14 protein-coding genes are annotated in these 16,164 nt (G+C 70.6%); 11 read left to right on the forward strand and 3 right to left on the reverse strand.

From position 1 onward, the window contains the following. Positions 1–47 precede the first annotated feature (47 nt). From ACIRQ7_RS35600 to ACIRQ7_RS35620, 5 genes are all read left to right on the forward strand, one after another. A complete protein-coding gene (locus tag ACIRQ7_RS35600) occupies positions 48–1,859 on the forward strand; it encodes a serine/threonine-protein kinase (RefSeq protein WP_404266649.1) in 1,812 nt (603 codons plus the stop codon). Positions 1,860–2,046: 187 nt separating this feature from the next. Next, positions 2,047–3,246, forward strand: coding sequence for a cyclic dehypoxanthinyl futalosine synthase (gene mqnC / locus ACIRQ7_RS35605; protein WP_404266650.1), 1,200 nt, complete (start codon positions 2,047–2,049; stop codon positions 3,244–3,246). A 73-nt stretch (positions 3,247–3,319) separates the two neighbouring features. Continuing rightward, entirely contained in the window at positions 3,320–3,886 is a 567-nt protein-coding gene (locus ACIRQ7_RS35610; protein WP_404266651.1) for a hypothetical protein, read from the forward strand. Between the two features lie 63 nt (positions 3,887–3,949). Beyond that, the gene (locus tag ACIRQ7_RS35615; RefSeq protein WP_404266652.1) at positions 3,950–4,648 is read left to right on the forward strand and encodes a demethylmenaquinone methyltransferase; all 699 of its coding nucleotides are present in this window, start codon (positions 3,950–3,952) and stop codon (positions 4,646–4,648) included. 120 nt (positions 4,649–4,768) lie between these two features. Continuing rightward, positions 4,769–7,333, forward strand: a complete 2,565-nt coding sequence (locus ACIRQ7_RS35620; RefSeq protein WP_404266653.1) for a hypothetical protein — start codon at positions 4,769–4,771, stop codon at positions 7,331–7,333. 215 nt (positions 7,334–7,548) lie between these two features. Here ACIRQ7_RS35620 and ACIRQ7_RS35625 read toward each other — a convergent pair whose 3' ends face one another. Beyond that, positions 7,549–8,058, reverse strand: coding sequence for a GNAT family N-acetyltransferase (locus tag ACIRQ7_RS35625; protein ID WP_404266654.1), 510 nt, complete (start codon positions 8,056–8,058; stop codon positions 7,549–7,551). Between the two features lie 105 nt (positions 8,059–8,163). On the opposite strand from ACIRQ7_RS35625, the gene ACIRQ7_RS35630 reads away from it, so the two are divergent. Next, entirely contained in the window at positions 8,164–9,495 is a 1,332-nt protein-coding gene (locus ACIRQ7_RS35630) for a geranylgeranyl reductase family protein (protein ID WP_404266655.1), read from the forward strand. A gap of 544 nt (positions 9,496–10,039) precedes the next feature. Further along, entirely contained in the window at positions 10,040–10,279 is a 240-nt protein-coding gene (locus ACIRQ7_RS35635) for a hypothetical protein (protein WP_404266656.1), read from the forward strand. Between the two features lie 215 nt (positions 10,280–10,494). Here the strand turns inward: ACIRQ7_RS35635 and ACIRQ7_RS35640 are convergent, their stop codons facing one another. Both ACIRQ7_RS35640 and ACIRQ7_RS35645 read right to left on the reverse strand, forming a co-directional pair. After that, positions 10,495–11,307: an ATP nucleotide 3'-pyrophosphokinase gene (locus tag ACIRQ7_RS35640; RefSeq protein ID WP_404266657.1), complete on the reverse strand. Its 813-nt coding sequence runs from the start codon at positions 11,305–11,307 to the stop codon at positions 10,495–10,497. Between the two features lie 328 nt (positions 11,308–11,635). After that, positions 11,636–12,433: a C40 family peptidase gene (locus ACIRQ7_RS35645; RefSeq protein WP_401474275.1), complete on the reverse strand. Its 798-nt coding sequence runs from the start codon at positions 12,431–12,433 to the stop codon at positions 11,636–11,638. A gap of 737 nt (positions 12,434–13,170) precedes the next feature. Between ACIRQ7_RS35645 and ACIRQ7_RS35650 the strand changes: the two genes are divergently transcribed. From ACIRQ7_RS35650 to ACIRQ7_RS35665, 4 genes are read left to right on the forward strand one after another with little or no spacing between them, the layout of a single operon-like run. Next, on the forward strand, positions 13,171–13,530 hold the full coding sequence (locus tag ACIRQ7_RS35650; RefSeq protein WP_401474278.1) for an NADH-quinone oxidoreductase subunit A: 360 nt from the start codon (positions 13,171–13,173) through the stop codon (positions 13,528–13,530). A gap of 9 nt (positions 13,531–13,539) precedes the next feature. Continuing rightward, a complete protein-coding gene (locus ACIRQ7_RS35655) occupies positions 13,540–14,094 on the forward strand; it encodes a NuoB/complex I 20 kDa subunit family protein (RefSeq protein WP_401474281.1) in 555 nt (184 codons plus the stop codon). Further along, the gene (locus tag ACIRQ7_RS35660; protein WP_404266658.1) at positions 14,091–14,813 is read left to right on the forward strand and encodes an NADH-quinone oxidoreductase subunit C; all 723 of its coding nucleotides are present in this window, start codon (positions 14,091–14,093) and stop codon (positions 14,811–14,813) included. The genes ACIRQ7_RS35655 and ACIRQ7_RS35660 overlap by 4 nt, the downstream gene beginning before the upstream one ends. Then, positions 14,813–16,147, forward strand: a complete 1,335-nt coding sequence (locus ACIRQ7_RS35665; RefSeq protein ID WP_403677269.1) for an NADH-quinone oxidoreductase subunit D — start codon at positions 14,813–14,815, stop codon at positions 16,145–16,147. The genes ACIRQ7_RS35660 and ACIRQ7_RS35665 overlap by 1 nt, the downstream gene beginning before the upstream one ends. Positions 16,148–16,164 lie beyond the last annotated feature (17 nt).

A 16,164-nucleotide genomic window follows, 5' to 3' on the forward strand; every position in this document is an offset into this window, starting at 1 on the left:
GCCCGCCCCTCTAAGCTGGGGGCGCCGTCAAAGGGGGAGGCAACGCCATGGAGCCGCTGACTGAGCACGATCCGCGGGTCCTGGGCGGATACCGGCTGCTGGGGAGGCTCGGCGCCGGCGGCATGGGGCGGGTCTATCTGGGGCGCAGCGCGGGCGGCCGTACCGTCGCGGTGAAGGCCGTACACGCGCATTTCGCCGCCGATGACCAGTTCCGGGCCCGTTTCCGGCGGGAGATCGAGTCGGCGCGGCGGGTGGGTGGTGCCTGGACGGCTCCGGTGCTGGACGCCGACCCGGACGCGCCCGTCCCGTGGATCGCCACCGGCTATGTCGCGGGCCCCTCCCTCGCCCAGGCCGTCACGGACGTCGGCCCGCTCGCCGAGCACTCGGTACGGACCCTGGGTGCCGGGCTGGCCGAGGCGCTGGCCGCGGTGCACGCCCTCGGGCTCGTGCACCGGGACGTCAAACCGTCCAATGTGCTGCTGACCCTCGACGGCCCGCTGCTGATCGACTTCGGGATCGCCCGTGCCACCGAAGGCACCGCCTCGCTGACCTCGACCGGTGTGTCCGTCGGGTCGCCCGGATACATGGCGCCCGAGCAGATCCTCGGCGACGGTGCGGCGGGCGCCGCCGATGTCTTCTCGCTGGGTGCGGTACTGGCCTACGCGGCCACCGGTGTCAGCCCGTTCGGCGGCGACAGCTCGGCGGCGCTGCTCTACAAGGTCGTCCACGAGGAGCCGCGGCTCGGCCCGGAACTCACCGGCGAACTGCGTGACCTGGTCGCCGGCTGCCTCGCCAAGCGCCCCGGGGACCGCCCGGCCCCCGACGCGCTGGCCGCCCGGTTCGCCGGCGGCGGCAGCGGGGCCGCGGAGCGCGTGCGCGCGGGCTGGCTGCCGGGGCCGCTGGTCGAACAGGTCAGCCGGCAGGCGGTGGAGCTGCTGAACCTCGATACGGGGGCGCCCGGTGCGGGGGAGCGGGTCCCCGGGCAGGCGGCGGCGGTGGACGACGCGGTACGGACGCCGCTCGGCGGGGCCTTCGGACCGCCGGACCCCTCGTACGGCGCGGCCTCCGGGCTGGTGCCGTTCGAGGCGCAGGCCCAGATCCCGGCGGCGCCGGCCGCCCCGCCGCAGCCCACGCCCTGGCCGGTCGCGGGCGCACCCGGCGCCGGGCACCACGGCCCGGGGCCCGGCACCGGCCTCGCCGACCAGCCGACCGGGCCGCCGTCCCCCGCCCCGTACGCCCCCACTGCCGCGCCCGGCGCCCCGAAGGAGCGGCGGATCGCGCTGACCGGTGCGGTCGGGGCCAAGGACCGGGGCGACGGTGCGCCGAGGCGGGTGAGCTGCTCGCTGGTGCTGTCGGTCGCCGGTGCGCTGGCCGCCGCGACGACCGCCGCCGTCGTCTTCCAGGTGCTGCCGGGCACGGGCGGCGGGGACACCGCGACACCGCCGAACGGCGCCGCCAAGCCGTCCCGCACGGTCTCCCCGTCGCCGGGGGCGCCGGACGGTGTGGGCGGCGGCACGGTCGCCAAGGGCTTCCTCGGCACCTGGACCGGCAGCGTCACGACGCGCAGCGGCTTCCCCAACGGCAGGATGACCAGCGTCATCAAGCCCGGCGCCAAGGGCGATTACGTCATCCACACCACCTACGACGCGGTGGTGCTGCGCTGCGAGGCGAAGGCGAAGCTGGAGTCGTCCACGGCCGGCCGGCTGGTGCTCGTGGAGCGGCCCGACGGCAAGCAGGGGCCGGGCTGCACCGGCAACAGGTCCACGGTGACCTACACCCTCGGCAAGAACGGGTCGATCGCCTTCACCTCGGACGACGACGCGGGCGGCACCCCGAAGGCGACCCTCACGAAGAAGTGACCGGAACGGAAAGACGCGAGGGACGCGGCCGTGGCCGGCGGCCCGGCCGCTCCCCGGCCCGTCACACCCCTGGCGTACGCTGGTTCGGTCGTGATGCCCGTCGTCAGACCCGTCGTCCGCGCGCCGCACCGTTCGTCGTCGTACGCCGCTGTTTCGTCGTCATGCCCGCCTTGGAAAGGGACGCCCGGTGACCGAGAACGCCGACCTCCAGTCCGTACTCGACCGCGCCGCGCAGGGTGGCCGCATCACGCCCGAGGAAGCGCTCGACGTGTACCGCTCCGCGCCGCTGCACGCGCTGGGCAAGGCCGCGGACGCCGTGCGCCGCCGCCGCTACGCCGGCACCGAGCACATCGCGACGTACATCATCGAGCGCAACATCAACTACACCAATCTCTGTGTGACGGCCTGCAAGTTCTGTGCGTTCTACGCCGCGCCCAAGGACACCGAGAAGGGCTGGACCCGCGACCTCGACGACATCCTGCGCCGCTGCGCGGAGACCGTCGAACTGGGCGGCACCCAGATCATGTTCCAGGGCGGGCACCACCCTGACTTCGGCGTCGAGTACTACGAAGAGAACTTCGCCGCCATCAAGAAGGCCTTCCCGCAGCTGGTCATCCACTCCCTCGGCGCCTCCGAGGTCGAGCACATGGCCCGGATCTCCAAGGTGACGCCCGAGGAGGCGATCCGCCGGATCCACGCCGCGGGCCTCGACTCCTTCGCGGGCGCCGGCGCCGAGCTGCTGCCGGCCCGCCCCCGCAAGGCCATCGCGCCGCTCAAGGAGTCCGGCGAGCGCTGGCTGGAGATCATGGAGTCGGCCCATAATCTGGGGGTCGAGTCGACGTCCACGATGCTGATGGGCACCGGCGAGACCAACGCCGAGCGCATCGAGCACCTCCGGATGATCCGCGACGTCCAGGACCGTACGGGCGGCTTCCGCGCCTTCATCCCGTACACGTACCAGCCGGAGAACAACCACCTGAAGGGCCAGACGCAGGCCACCCTCTTCGAGTACCTGCGGATGATCGCCATCGCCCGGATCTTCCTCGACAACGTCGCGCACATCCAGGGTTCCTGGCTGACCACCGGCAAGGAGGTCGGCCAGCTGTCGCTGCACTACGGCGCGGACGACCTCGGCTCGATCATGCTGGAGGAGAACGTCGTCTCCTCGGCCGGTGCCAAGCACCGCTCCAACCGCATGGAGATCATCGACCTGATCCGCAAGGCCGGCCGGGTCCCGGCGCAGCGCGCCACGACGTACGAGCACCTCGTCGTGCACGACGACCCGGCGCTGGACCCGGTCGACGACAAGGTCGTCTCGCACTTCTCCTCGACCGCGATCGAGGGCGGCACCGCCCACCCCGAGCTGAAGCTCATCCAGGCCAACTGACGCCGGTGGGGCGGGAATTGACGGGCGAGCCGCCTGAGGGGCGGCCTGAAGCGAGGGGCGGCCGGGGGCTGTCGTGCTGACGATTCACCGGGTACGGGCCGTCCGCCTCGTCGTCGACCGGCCGGACTGCGTGCGGCCGGACGACGAGGGCCATGCGATCGCCGTCTCCGGCGACCGCATCGTGGCCATCGGGCCGTATGAGGTGCTGTTCGCGGAGTACGGCGAATGGGCGCGGATCCGCGTATGGGACGGCGTGCTCACCCCGGGCCGCCATGAGCCGGACGGCGCCGCCCTGTTGGAGGGCGCCTACCACCCCGACCCGCGCGAGGCGGACGAACTCGGCAGCGAGCCCGTCACCGGCCCCGCGCTCGCCGCCCTCGGGATGACCGATGCCCGCTGGGGCGCCGGCGCCCGGCGCGGTCTCCAGCGCCTGCTGGCCGGCGGGACCACCGCCATCACCGGCCCCTTCACCCGCCCCGCGGTCCGTACGGCCGTCCGGCGCTCCGGCCTGCGGGAAATCCCCGAGCGCGTGCCGCGCGCCCTGGCCACGGGCGGCGCCGCCGACTTCGCCGTCTTCGCCGCGGACGGCAGCTGCCTGGTCACCGCCCTCGCCGGGCGGCTGGTGCACCGCCGGCGCTGAGCGGCCGCCGCCCCGGGCGTGCCCGGTGCGGGGCACCCGGGCGGCACGGTGGACAATGGCCGGGTGACCCGAGCATCCCTGGACAAGCAGCCGCACGAAGTCGCCGCGATGTTCGACGACGTGGCGGCACGGTACGACCTCACCAATGACGTGCTCTCCCTGGGGCAGGCGCGTCTGTGGCGCAAGGAGGTGGACCGGGCGGTGGCCGCGCGGCCCGCCGAGCGGGTGCTCGACCTCGCGGCCGGCACCGGCACGTCCTCGCTGCCGTTCGCCAGGACCGGCGCCTACGTCGTGCCGTGCGACTTCTCCGTCGGCATGCTGGGCGAAGGCAAGAAGCGGCACCCCTGGCTGCCGTTCACGGCCGGCGACGGCACCCGCCTGCCGTTCGCGGACGGGGTGTTCGACGCCGTCACCATCTCCTTCGGGCTGCGCAACATCCAGGACACCGACGCCGCGCTCGCCGAGCTGTACCGCGTCACCAAGCCCGGCGGGCGGGTGGTGATCTGCGAGTTCAGCGAGCCGGTCTGGGCGCCGTTCAGGACCGTCTACACCGAGTACCTGATGCGCGCGCTGCCGCCGGTCGCCCGCGCGGTCAGCAGCAACCCCGACGCGTACGTCTATCTCGCCGAGTCCATCCGCAGCTGGCCCAACCAGCCCGAACTCGCCGCCCGGATGCAGGGCGTGGGCTGGGGCAAGGTCGCCTGGCGGAATCTGACGGGCGGCGTCGTGGCACTGCACCGGGGGACCAAGCCGGTCAGGTGAAGCGGGTGAAGCCGGTGACCGGGTGACCGGGCCGGTGGGAGCACGGCCGGCGGCCGGACGGGCCGATGGACTCGCTTGGGTAACGTCCCTTCACACGGCGTGCATACCCGGGAACCATGCGTGGTGCAGCAGTGTCTGTACGTTCGCCGGTGGCAGCTGTCCGCGCTGCCCCTGATCTTCCCGGAGTCCGCCGTGTCCTCGTTCTGCCCGGACTGTGGTTCTTCCTCTCCGCCCGAGGCGCGCTTTTGCATGGGGTGCGGCCGGGAGCGGCAGGCCGCCGCGCCACCCGCACCGGCAGCCCCCACCGGCCCGCCGCCGGCCCCCCTCGGAGCGCCACCGGCCCCGGCCGCGCCGCCCGGCCATGTGCCGTACGCCGCTCCCGCCCGCCCTTCGCCCGTCGGCGCCTTCCTCACCCGCACGGCGAAGGGCGACTGGGTCGCGGCCCTGAAGATCGCGGGCTGGCCCACGCTGCTGCTGCTCGTCCTCGCCGCTCTGCTGGGCATCATCTCCTCCGACGACACCGACTCGGCGGGCATCGGCTGGGGCGTACGGATGCGCAGCATGCTCGCGGTCCTGCTGCAGAGCGTCGGCGGTGGCGTCACCCTCAGCGGCAACGCCACCGGATCGCTGGGGTCATTGGGCGACGGCATGACGGGCGAGGCGTCCCTGTCGCTGGTGCCGCTGGTGGTCACCGCGCTGTGGGTGGCGGTACTGGTGTACGCCGCGCGCCGGGCGGGACGGGCAACCACCGTGCCGGGCACGGACGGTGCGCTCCCGCCGACCGTACGGGGAGCGGTGCCGGAGACGGTGCTGCGGGTCGCCCTGCTGTGCGGCGCCGGCAGCCTCGCGCTGGGTCTGCTGGCCCAGCCGTCCTACGACGGCGTCGAGGTGTCCTCCGCGCCGTGGCTCGCGCTGCTCTGGTCCTTTCTGCTGGCGGTGGTGGTGACCGGCGCGGTGCTGGCCCGCACCGAGGCGGGCGCCTGGCTCGCCGCCCGGCCCGCCTGGCACGCGGCCCTCCGGGCGCTGCGTACCGCGCTCTTCGCGCTGCTGATCGTCATCACCCTGGCGGGGGTGGCCACCTTCGTGACGGTGCTGGCCACCGCCGACGACCTCAAGGGCGGCCAGGTGGTCGCCCTGCTCGTCCTGCTCCCCAACATCGGCGCGATGGCGCTGGCGATGGCCTGGGGCGCGCCGCTGAACGCCGAGTGGAACCTTCCCGACATGCCGTTCCTGGAATCGGGACGCACGTCGATCGGCTACTCCGAACTGGCCGATGGCGTCGGCGGCTGGGGGCTGGCCGGCACCATCGTCGGCGGTCTGCTCTGCGCGCTGCTGGTGGGACTGCTGGCCGTACGGCGCGGCGCCGACCGCCGCGAACAGCTGCTGGCCGCGGGCTTCTTCGTCGCCGCGATGGTGCTGCTGGTGGCCCTCGCGGGCGCGAGCGTGTCCGCGACGTTCCACGGCGACAGCTCCGGATCCGGCCCCGGCTCCGGCTCCGACTACGGAAGCGACTACGGAAGCGACCAGGGGAGCGGCGGGGGTGCGGGCGGCATCGGAGGCATGGGCGGCCTCGGCGATATCGGGGGCCTCGGGGGTTCCGGTGGGGCGAGCGGCCCGAGTGTCGGCGCGCATGCCGAACTGGCCGCCGGGTTCGCCGAGACGCTGCTGTTCGTGCTGCTGTGGACGTGCGGCGCGGTGCTGCTCGCGCCGTATCTGCTGAGGGCGGCAGGCCGCGGCGGCCCGTCCGCGCCCGCCGCACCGGCCGCACCGTACGGCGCTCCCGCGGCGGCGCCCGGCGGTTACGGCTACCCGGCCGCGGCCGGTACGCCCGCCCCGCCGACCGCACCCGCCGACGCGGCGCCCACGCCCCCGCTGCCGACGCCCACGGCTCATGACCTCCCGTCCGTCCCTCCGGCCGACGGGAACCCGGGCCGGGTTCCGGACCAGGGCCGGGTTCCGGACCAGGGCCAGGTTCCGGACCAGGGCCAGGGGCGCAGCGGTGCGGTGAAGTGGGTGGCGATGGCGCTCGCCGCGTTCCTGATCGGCGGCGGCGCCACGGCGGGCGTGCTGTACGTCAAGAACCAGAAGGACGACGGCGACAGCAAGGCCGGCAAGCCCGCCGCCGTCGGCAGCAAGAAGCCCGCCGACGCCCACAGCGCCTCGGCGGCCCCGACCCCGACACCGACGCCGTCGGTCGTGCCCACCAAAGATCCCGCTTCGCCCGCCGCCGACGGTCTCCCCGCCGGCTTCGTCCTCAAGCACGACTCCGGCGGCTTCTCCCTCGGCGTGAAGAGCGACTGGCAGCGCTCGCAGAAGGGCACTCAGACCGACTACAAGGCGCCGACCGGCGTCTCGTATCTCCGCATCGGGGTCATCGCGGGCGCCCCGCAGTCCTCGTACGACAACTTCCGCACCCTGGAGAAGGGCGCCGAGAAGCGGACCGGCTACCGGCGGGTGGAGCTGACGCAGAACACCTTCCGCGGCCACGACGGCGCGCGCTGGGAGTTCCGCTACGTCAACGACGACTCGGGCGACACCATCCACGCCATCGACCAGGCCTACGTCGCCGATGACGGCACCGAGTACAGCATTTACTACGAATGCCTGGAGCCGGACTACGACCCGGCCACGGACCAGGTCTTCCCCACGGCGCTCAACTCCTGGTCGGTCGGCAGCGACGGCTAGACGAGCCGCACGAGCCGCACGAGCCGCACGAGCCGCACGAGCCGGACGTGACGGATGAGCCGCACGGGCCGGATGACCGGGAGGAGGGCGAGGGCCGGGACGAGCCGCCCCTCACCCTCCTCCCTGTCATCCGGCAGCCCTCACGGATCCAGCCCTCACGGATCCAGCCCTCACGGATCCAGCCCCCACGGATCCAGCCCTCACGGATCCAGCCCTCACAGATCCAGCCGGTAGCAGTACGCCGTCCGCTTGCCCACCGGGGTGAGCATCGTCTCCGCCTGCCGCATCCCCAGGCGCCGGGTCACCGCCTGGGAGCGCTCGTTGCGCGAGTCCACCATCGCGACCACATGCCGGACACCGGCGGTCCGCACGGACTCCAGCGCCGCTTGTGCCGCCGCCGTCGCGTACCCCTTGCCCCAGTACGCGCGGCCCAGCCGCCAGCCGATCTCGATCTCGCCGACCGGGCCCCAGTCCCGCGGCCACGGCTGCGCGCCGGTGAACCCGATGACGGCGCCGTCCGCCGGATCCAGCATCGTGAACAGGCAGAAGCCCCGCTCCGCGTGGTGTCTGCGCTGGCGCGCCGTGAGCTCCTCGTACACCGACAACTCGGCCGATGTGCCGCCGTGGAACTCCATGACCTCCGGGTCGTCGAAGACCCGGTGCCAGTGCAGCGCGTCCTCGTCGGCGGGCACCCGCAGCTCGACGGCCGGAAGCTGTGTATTCACGAGCCAACCCTTCAGGATCTGATCACCAAGGCCCCCATAGACTGCACGTGCCCAGTGCCGGTCGGCACCCAGATTTCCAGATCTCGACTTCCGGGAGACACCGCCGTGACCGAGTCCGCGTCCGTGACCGAATCCGTGACCACGCCCCGATCGGAGCACAGCGCGGATGTGATCGTCGTCGGTGCCGGGCCCGCCGGCTCGGCCACCGCCTACCACCTCGCCAAGTCCGGTCTGGACGTCCTCCTTTTGGAGAAGACCGCGTTCCCCCGCGAGAAGGTCTGCGGCGACGGCCTGACCCCGCGCGCGACCAAGCAGCTCGTCTCGATGGGCATCGACATCTCCGAGGAAGCGGGCTGGCTGCGCAACAAGGGCCTGCGCATCATCGGCGGCGGCTCCCGCCTCCAGCTCGACTGGCCGGACCTCGCCTCGTTCCCCGACTACGGACTCGTCCGCAAGCGCGACGACTTCGACGAGCAGCTGGCCCGCCAGGCGCAGAAGGCGGGCGCCCGGCTGTACGAGCGTTGCAACGTCGGCGCCCCGATCATCAACGAGCTGACCGGCCGGATCACCGGCGTCCACGCCAAGCTCGGCGAGCCCGGCTCCGACTCGCGCGACACCACCCCGGTCACCTTCCACGCCCCGCTCGTCGTCGCGGCCGACGGCAACTCCACCCGGCTCTCCCTCGCCATGGGCCTGCACCGCCGCGAGGACCGCCCCATGGGCGTCGCCGTCCGCACGTACTTCACCTCGCCCCGGCACGACGACGACTACCTGGAGTCGTGGCTGGAACTGTGGGACCGCCGCGGTGAACAGGACCGGCTGCTGCCCGGCTACGGCTGGATCTTCGGCATGGGTGACGGCACCTCCAACGTCGGTCTGGGCATCCTCAACTCCAGCTCCGCCTTCCGCGAACTGGACTGGCGGGAGATCCTCAAGGCCTGGTGCGCGTCGATGCCCGAGGACTGGGGCTACACCCCGGAGAACATGACCGGCCCGATCCGCGGCGCCGCCCTCCCCATGGCCTTCAACCGCCAGCCGCACTACACCAAGGGCCTCCTCCTGGTCGGCGACGCCGGCGGCCTGGTCAACCCCTTCAACGGCGAGGGCATCGCGTACGCCATGGAGTCCGGCGCCATCGCCGCCGAGGTCATCGTCCAGGCACACGCCCGCCAGACGTACGCCCAGCGCGAGTTGGCCCTGCAGCGCTACCCGAAGATCCTCAAGGACACCTACGGCGGCTACTACTCCCTGGGCCGCGCCTTCGTGAAGCTCATCGGCAACCCCAAGGTCATGAAGATCGCCACCCAGCGCGGTCTGACCCACCCCCTCCTGATGCGCTTCACCCTCAAGATGCTCGCCAACCTCACCGACCCCACGGGCGGCGACGCGATGGACCGCATCATCAACGGCCTCAGCAAGGTCGCACCCAAGGCGTGATGCCGCCGCAAAAGGCCTCATGGTCAAGGCTGTTCGGAACCGGACTTGCCTGAATGGCCCCTCCCGTTACGTGTAACCCGCGTAGCGGGAGGGGCCATCATGGAATTCTGGGGCAGGTCATGGACCGAACCCGATCTCCGGGCCGCGACCGCGAAAGAGCCCAAGGGCGCGCGTGGCCCCATGCTCTGTTGCCGAAGCCTGCGCTCCAAGGTCGTGGCGCTTCGAGGGTCACCACCGAACCTGAATTCGGCGCGGTCGCCGATCTGATCGGAGCGGCTATGTCGCAACATCGGCCGGCGCGTTGCGTAACCAGGTCGTCCGAGACGTCCAGGTCGATGAAGTCGTCCCTGCTACCTGGAGACTCCAGGCTCGCGCTATTGCTGCGCCGGTGAAGTACTCGGAGTTGCTGAAGATGCCAGGGCACAGTACACCGGAGTGCCCGCTGTTATGGGTACGGTTTTTGCCCTCTCTGCCGGCTTGTTCAGCGAGGTGAAGGATTTCCCGAAGCCTGGATCTGGCTATGACAATGAGGCGGTTTCATCACGTGAATCAGACGCTACCCCGTCGCTTCGCCATCGGCATGGGGATACTCGGCGGAATATTCCTGGTCGTTACTCTCGTCTCCTGCATCAGGGACGGCTTCGACGCGAAGTTGGTTCTCAGCGCCCTCCCCATGGAAGTGAGCGGCCTCCTTGCGGTAATCGGCTGGCGCAGAGAAAAGAACTGGATGATCTTTGCCGCTGCCCTGGTGCTTGTGATCGGGGCCTTCGTGCTCAGTGCGTAGGGCGCCAACTTCACGGAGCTGCGCGACACCGTGTTTCCGGCATGGCTGCCCCGCTCTTTCTTCGGGCCGGGGCAGGCGGTCGCCAGGACAGCCTGACGCGTCCCGCGGCGACGCTGGAGTGAGGTGTGGGCCGCGGGAGCGGTGAACGCGGCGCGGGTGCGGCCCCGGAGCGGTTCCCGGGCCGCACCCGCGGGCGTTGCCGCGAGCGGTGTCCGTCAGCCGGCAGGGACCGACGCCGGGGCCGGCTTGCGGCCCGGGGCGGTCAGCTTGTCGGCGCCCGCGGGGACCGGGACCGCGGCGAAGATCGCGTTCTGCTGCTTCTGGAGTTCCCGCGCCCGCTGGGGCGAGGTGCCGGGCAGCCGCTGCTCCTCGTACAACTTGTGGGTCTCCAGCTGGGCGGCCTTGCTCGCGGGGGTGTGGAACTGGACCTCGAAGAGCTGGCCGGAGCGGGGTGCGCGCCAGGCGGAGTTGACGGCCTTGTAGCCGGCCTCGCGCTGCCAGGTGTTGGCCCAGCGGGTGCTGTCGTTGCCCCAGGAGGAGAGCAGGTCGGAGGCGTGGTTGACGCCCTGGGTGTACTTTCCGGCCGGCCACTGGAGGGTGAAGCGCACCGAGTCGTTGATCATGGCGAGGGATTCCTCGACGGTCTGGCCCGGGGTTTCCTCCATCCAGGTGGCGACCTTGCGCTTGAGCGAGTCCGGGGACTTCAGCCGCTGGTCGAAGCCGATCAGCTGTGCGTGGGTGAGCCAGGCCGCGGCGCGTACCTGCGGGCTGATGGACCGCTCGGCCTTCCGGGCGCGGGCGGCGAACGCGTCGACGGTGTGGTTGTCGGCGGAGTTGAGCGACAGCCCGTCCTGGTGCCAGCCGCCGTCGGGGTCGCCGGCGGGGGCGTGGGACGGGGCGGTGGCCGCCGGGGCGGTCGAGGGGGCGGCGGTCGCGGTGTGGATCGCGCCGAGGCCGAGCGCGGTGGCCAGAGCGGCGGCGGACGCGGCACGGGTGACCGAGCGGCCGGTGAGACGAGCGGAGTTCATCGCGGTGGGGGTACCTCTCTCTTCGGATGCCACATCCCACCTAAGGGGTATGTGTACGGCATGTGACGAGAGAGGAACGGTGCACGCCATCGATCGGTAGCTGTGTGCGCCGCGTTCGGCCCGTACCTGGCTTGATCGCTGCGCTGTACGGCGCGAATCGGACGGCGAATCCGGTGCGGGTGACGCGCGGGACGAGCCCGCTCACGCCGAAGAGCCGCCCCTCCCGAGCGGCGGGAGGAACGGCTCTTTCCGGTGATATCCGGGAAACCCGGACGCACCTGTCCTGTACGGGACCGGGGTGCGGCGGCCCCGTACAGGCCCGGGTGAATCAGAGAACGCGCACCGCACCGGTGGGCTGGTCGTAGTCGAGCGGGCGCTCGACGATGCCGGTGCTGGAGTTCTGCGCGCCGATGAAGTTGCCGCCACCGACGTAGACGCCCACGTGGTAGGCGCTGCCGGAGCTGCCCCAGTACAGGAGGTCGCCGACCTGGAGGTTGTCGAGACCGACCTGGGTGCCGACGGTCGACTGGTCCTGGGAGACGCGGGGCAGGTCGACGCCGACCTGCTTGAACGCGGCCTGGGTCAGGCCGGAGCAGTCGAACGCGGAGGGGCCGCTGGCGCCCAGCACGTAGGACTTGCCGAGCTGCGCCTTGAGGAAGGAGACGAGAGTCGCGGCGCTGCCGGTGGCGTTGGAGGTGGTGGGCGCGGACAGCGTCGTGCGCTCGGAGGAGCGCGAGGCGCGGGCCTCGGCGGCCTCCTTGGCCTTGCGTGCCTCCTCTGCCTTCTTCTTGGCGGCGGCCTTGGCCTTCTTCTCCGCCTCGGCCTTGTGCTTCTCGGCGGCCTTGGCGGCGTGCGAGAAGGCACTGTCCTGCAGGGCCTGGCGCTCGTAGTTGAGGGCGACCTGCTGGGTGGCGTCGACGTTCTGGGCGGCGCTGGTGGCCAGCGCCGAGGTGATGGTCGGCATCTCCTGGGTCTCGGAGACGGGCTTCTCGGCGGCGTTGGCCGGCACGGTCGCGCCGGTCACCGCGAGGGTGAGGATGCCACCGGTCACTCCCGCACGCAGTGCCCGCGAGGACGCGGAACGGCGGGGCTTCCGGTGGCTGGGTATGAGTGCGTTCGGGGACATGGCACCACGGCTATCAGGAGCCGAAGGTTGCTGCCAACAAAGGTGCAGTGCGCCACACTTGACGCGTACGCGATGAACAAAAGGGACTTTTGGCTGCGTGTGGAGGCGGCGGCGCGATGTCCCGGTTTCGCGATCATGTGCCTACGCATGGCATTTGCTGCCCGTTGGGCCGTCCGGAGGGGCTTATCACCTCCTCATCCGCCACGCCAAGGCTTCCCAGCCGTCAAGGACTTAGAGCTCGAAACCTCGTGGGATAGGTCACTCGTGAGTGCCCGTTATGTTCCCGTGACCTCGCGGCGCCCGGTCGGCGATCTGTCGCTCGTGAACCGAAGCACTACCGATGATCACGGTGGGGTCACGGGAAGGTCACGCCGACGGGGCGTCCGCGTATAGCAGTTGACTCCGTCCAGCGCCAATTTGCTTGTACCTGCCACCTCTTGGTAGTGGCGCCGGGTCTCTGACCAGCGGTAACCCAGGTGAATGTCACCTCTCGTGATCACTCGGGCGCTTCACGTATGAAGATCACCGCTCATCCGACTTCATGATCCTTCGTCAGGTGGTGGAGATCACAAAGGCGTTGTGGCAACCCGTGTCGCAGATCACAGACCGGCAGGCATAAGATGCAGGCGGTTCGGGCTTGTGAACTGCCTCACATGTGCACGATCTTCCATGGAGGGCGGCCTGCCGGCCCGAGCGGACCGCCATCCAGTCATCGTCGACTGAAGGGAGCGGGGACGGTGAACGCATACGCGCCCATCCTCGTACTGGGAGCCCTCGGGGCAGGCTTTGCGATCTTCTCTGTCGTCACGGCCATGCTCGTCGGACCCAAGCGCTACAACCGGGCCAAGCTCGAGGCGTACGAGTGCGGAATCGAGCCGACCCCACAGCCATCCGGCGGCGGTCGCTTCCCGATCAAGTACTACCTGACGGCGATGTTGTTCATCGTCTTCGACATCGAAATCGTCTTCCTCTACCCCTGGGCCGTCACCTTCGACGCCCTGGGGCTTTTCGGGCTCGTCGAGATGCTGCTCTTCGCGCTCACCGTCTTCGTCGCCTACGCCTATGTCTGGCGTCGTGGCGGCCTGGAATGGGACTAGGGGTCACCAATGGGACTTGAAGAGAAGCTGCCGAGCGGCTTTTTGCTGACCACTGTCGAGCAGGCCGCCGGCTGGGTGCGTAAGTCATCGGTCTTCCCCGCCACGTTCGGGCTGGCCTGCTGCGCCATCGAGATGATGACGACCGGCGCCGGGCGCTACGACCTCGCCCGCTTCGGCATGGAGGTCTTCCGCGGTTCGCCGCGGCAGGCGGATCTGATGATCGTGGCCGGCCGGGTGAGCCAGAAGATGGCGCCCGTTCTGCGGCAGGTCTACGACCAGATGCCGAACCCGAAGTGGGTGATTTCCATGGGGGTTTGCGCCTCATCGGGTGGAATGTTCAACAATTACGCAATTGTGCAGGGCGTTGACCACATTGTCCCGGTTGATATTTATCTGCCGGGTTGCCCGCCCCGGCCCGAAATGTTGTTGGACGCCATTCTCAAGCTGCACGAGAAGATCCAGGGCACCAAGCTCGGGGTCAACCAGCAGCAGGCGGCCCACGAAGCGGAAGAGGCCGCACTCAAGGCCCTCCCGCTGATCGAGATGAAGGGGCTGCTGCGGTGAGCGAGCAGGACGACCCGAACGCGCCCGGCCAGAACGTCCCGGCGCAGGGCAACGACCCCGGCGACCTCATCGCCACCCGCCGCGGCATGTTCGGTGCCAACAATGGCGGCGACACCTCCGGTTACGGCGGCCTCGTCCGCTCCGTCCGGCTCCCCGGCGCCACCCAGCGGCCCTACGGCGGCTGGTTCGACGAGGTCGCCGACGAGCTGGAGGGCGCCCTCGACGAACAGGGCCTGGTCCCCGAGAACGTCATCGACAAGACCGTCGTCGACCGCGACGAGCTCACCTTCCACATCCAGCGGGAGCATCTGCCGGCCGTCGCCAGGACCCTGCGCGACGACCCGGCGCTGCGCTTCGAGCTCTGTACGGGCGTGAGCGGGGTGCACTTCCCCCACGACAAGGGGCGTGAACTGCACGCCGTTTACCACCTGCGGTCGATCACCCACAACAGGCTCATCCGGCTGGAGGTCTCCGCCCCCGACGCCGACCCGCACGTGCCGTCCCTGGTGTCCGTCTACCCGACCAACGACTGGCACGAGCGCGAGGCCTACGACTTCTTCGGCCTCGTCTTCGACGGCCACCCCGCGCTCACCCGGATCATGATGCCCGACGACTGGCAGGGCTTCCCGCAGCGCAAGGACTACCCGCTCGGCGGCATTCCCGTCGAGTACAAGGGTGCCCAGATCCCGGCTCCCGACCAGCGGAGGTCGTACACCTGATGAGCACTTCCCACGACGCGCCCCCGTCCGCAGCGCGCGAGACCACCGAGGGCACCGTCTACACCGTCACCGGCGGGGACTGGGACGAGGTCGCGGCCGCGGCAGCCAAGTCCGACGACGAGCGCATCATCGTCAACATGGGGCCGCAGCACCCCTCCACGCACGGCGTGCTCCGGCTCATCCTGGAGATCGACGGCGAGACCGTCACCGAGGCCCGCTGCGGCATCGGTTATCTGCACACCGGCATCGAGAAGAACCTCGAATTCCGGACCTGGACGCAGGGCACCACCTTCGTCACGCGGATGGACTACCTCACCCCGTTCTTCAACGAGACGGCGTACTGCCTGGCCGTCGAGAAGCTGCTCGGCATCACCGACCAGATCCCCGACCGGGCCTCCGTCATCCGCGTCATGCTCATGGAGCTCAACCGCCTCTCCTCCCACCTGGTGGCCATCGCCACCGGCGGCATGGAGCTCGGCGCCACCACGATCATGATCTACGGCTTCCGCGACCGTGAACTCGTGCTCGACCTCTACGAGTTGATCACCGGCCTGCGGATGAACCACGCCTACATCCGGCCCGGCGGCCTCGCCCAGGACCTGCCCCCGGGCACCGTCGACCAGGTGCGCGCCTTCATCAAGAAGATGCGCAAGAACATCCCCGAATACGACAAGCTCGCCTCCGGCAACCCCGTCTTCAAGGGCCGCATGGAAGGCATCGGCTACCTCGACCTGGCAGGCTGCCTGGCCACCGGCGCCACCGGGCCCGTGCTCCGCTCCGCCGGACTCCCGCACGACCTGCGCAAGACCCAGCCCTACTGCGGCTACGAGAACTACGACTTCGACGTCCCCACCGCCGACACCTGCGACTCCTACGGCCGGTTCCTGATCCGGCTGGAGGAGATGCGCCAGTCGCTGCGGATCGTCGAACAGTGCCTGGACCGGCTGGAGCCCGGCCCCGTGATGGTGGCGGACAAGAAGATCGCCTGGCCCGCCCAACTGGCCCTCGGCCCGGACGGTCTCGGCAACTCCCTCGACCACATCAAGAAGATCATGGGCACCTCGATGGAGTCCTTGATCCACCACTTCAAGCTGGTCACGGAGGGCTTCCGGGTCCCGCCCGGACAGACCTACGCCGCCGTCGAGTCGCCCAAGGGCGAACTGGGCGTCCACGCGGTCAGCGACGGCGGAACCCGCCCCTACCGGGTGCACTTCCGCGACCCGTCCTTCACCAACCTGCAGGCCATGGCGGCGATGTGCGAAGGCGGCCAGGTCGCCGACGTCATCGTCGCCGTCGCATCCATCGACCCCGTGATGGGAGGCGTCGACCGGTGACTGATGTCCATAACGTC

This window comes from Streptomyces sp. NPDC101393 (assembly GCF_044767385.1).
GTDB lineage: Bacteria > Actinomycetota > Actinomycetes > Streptomycetales > Streptomycetaceae > Streptomyces.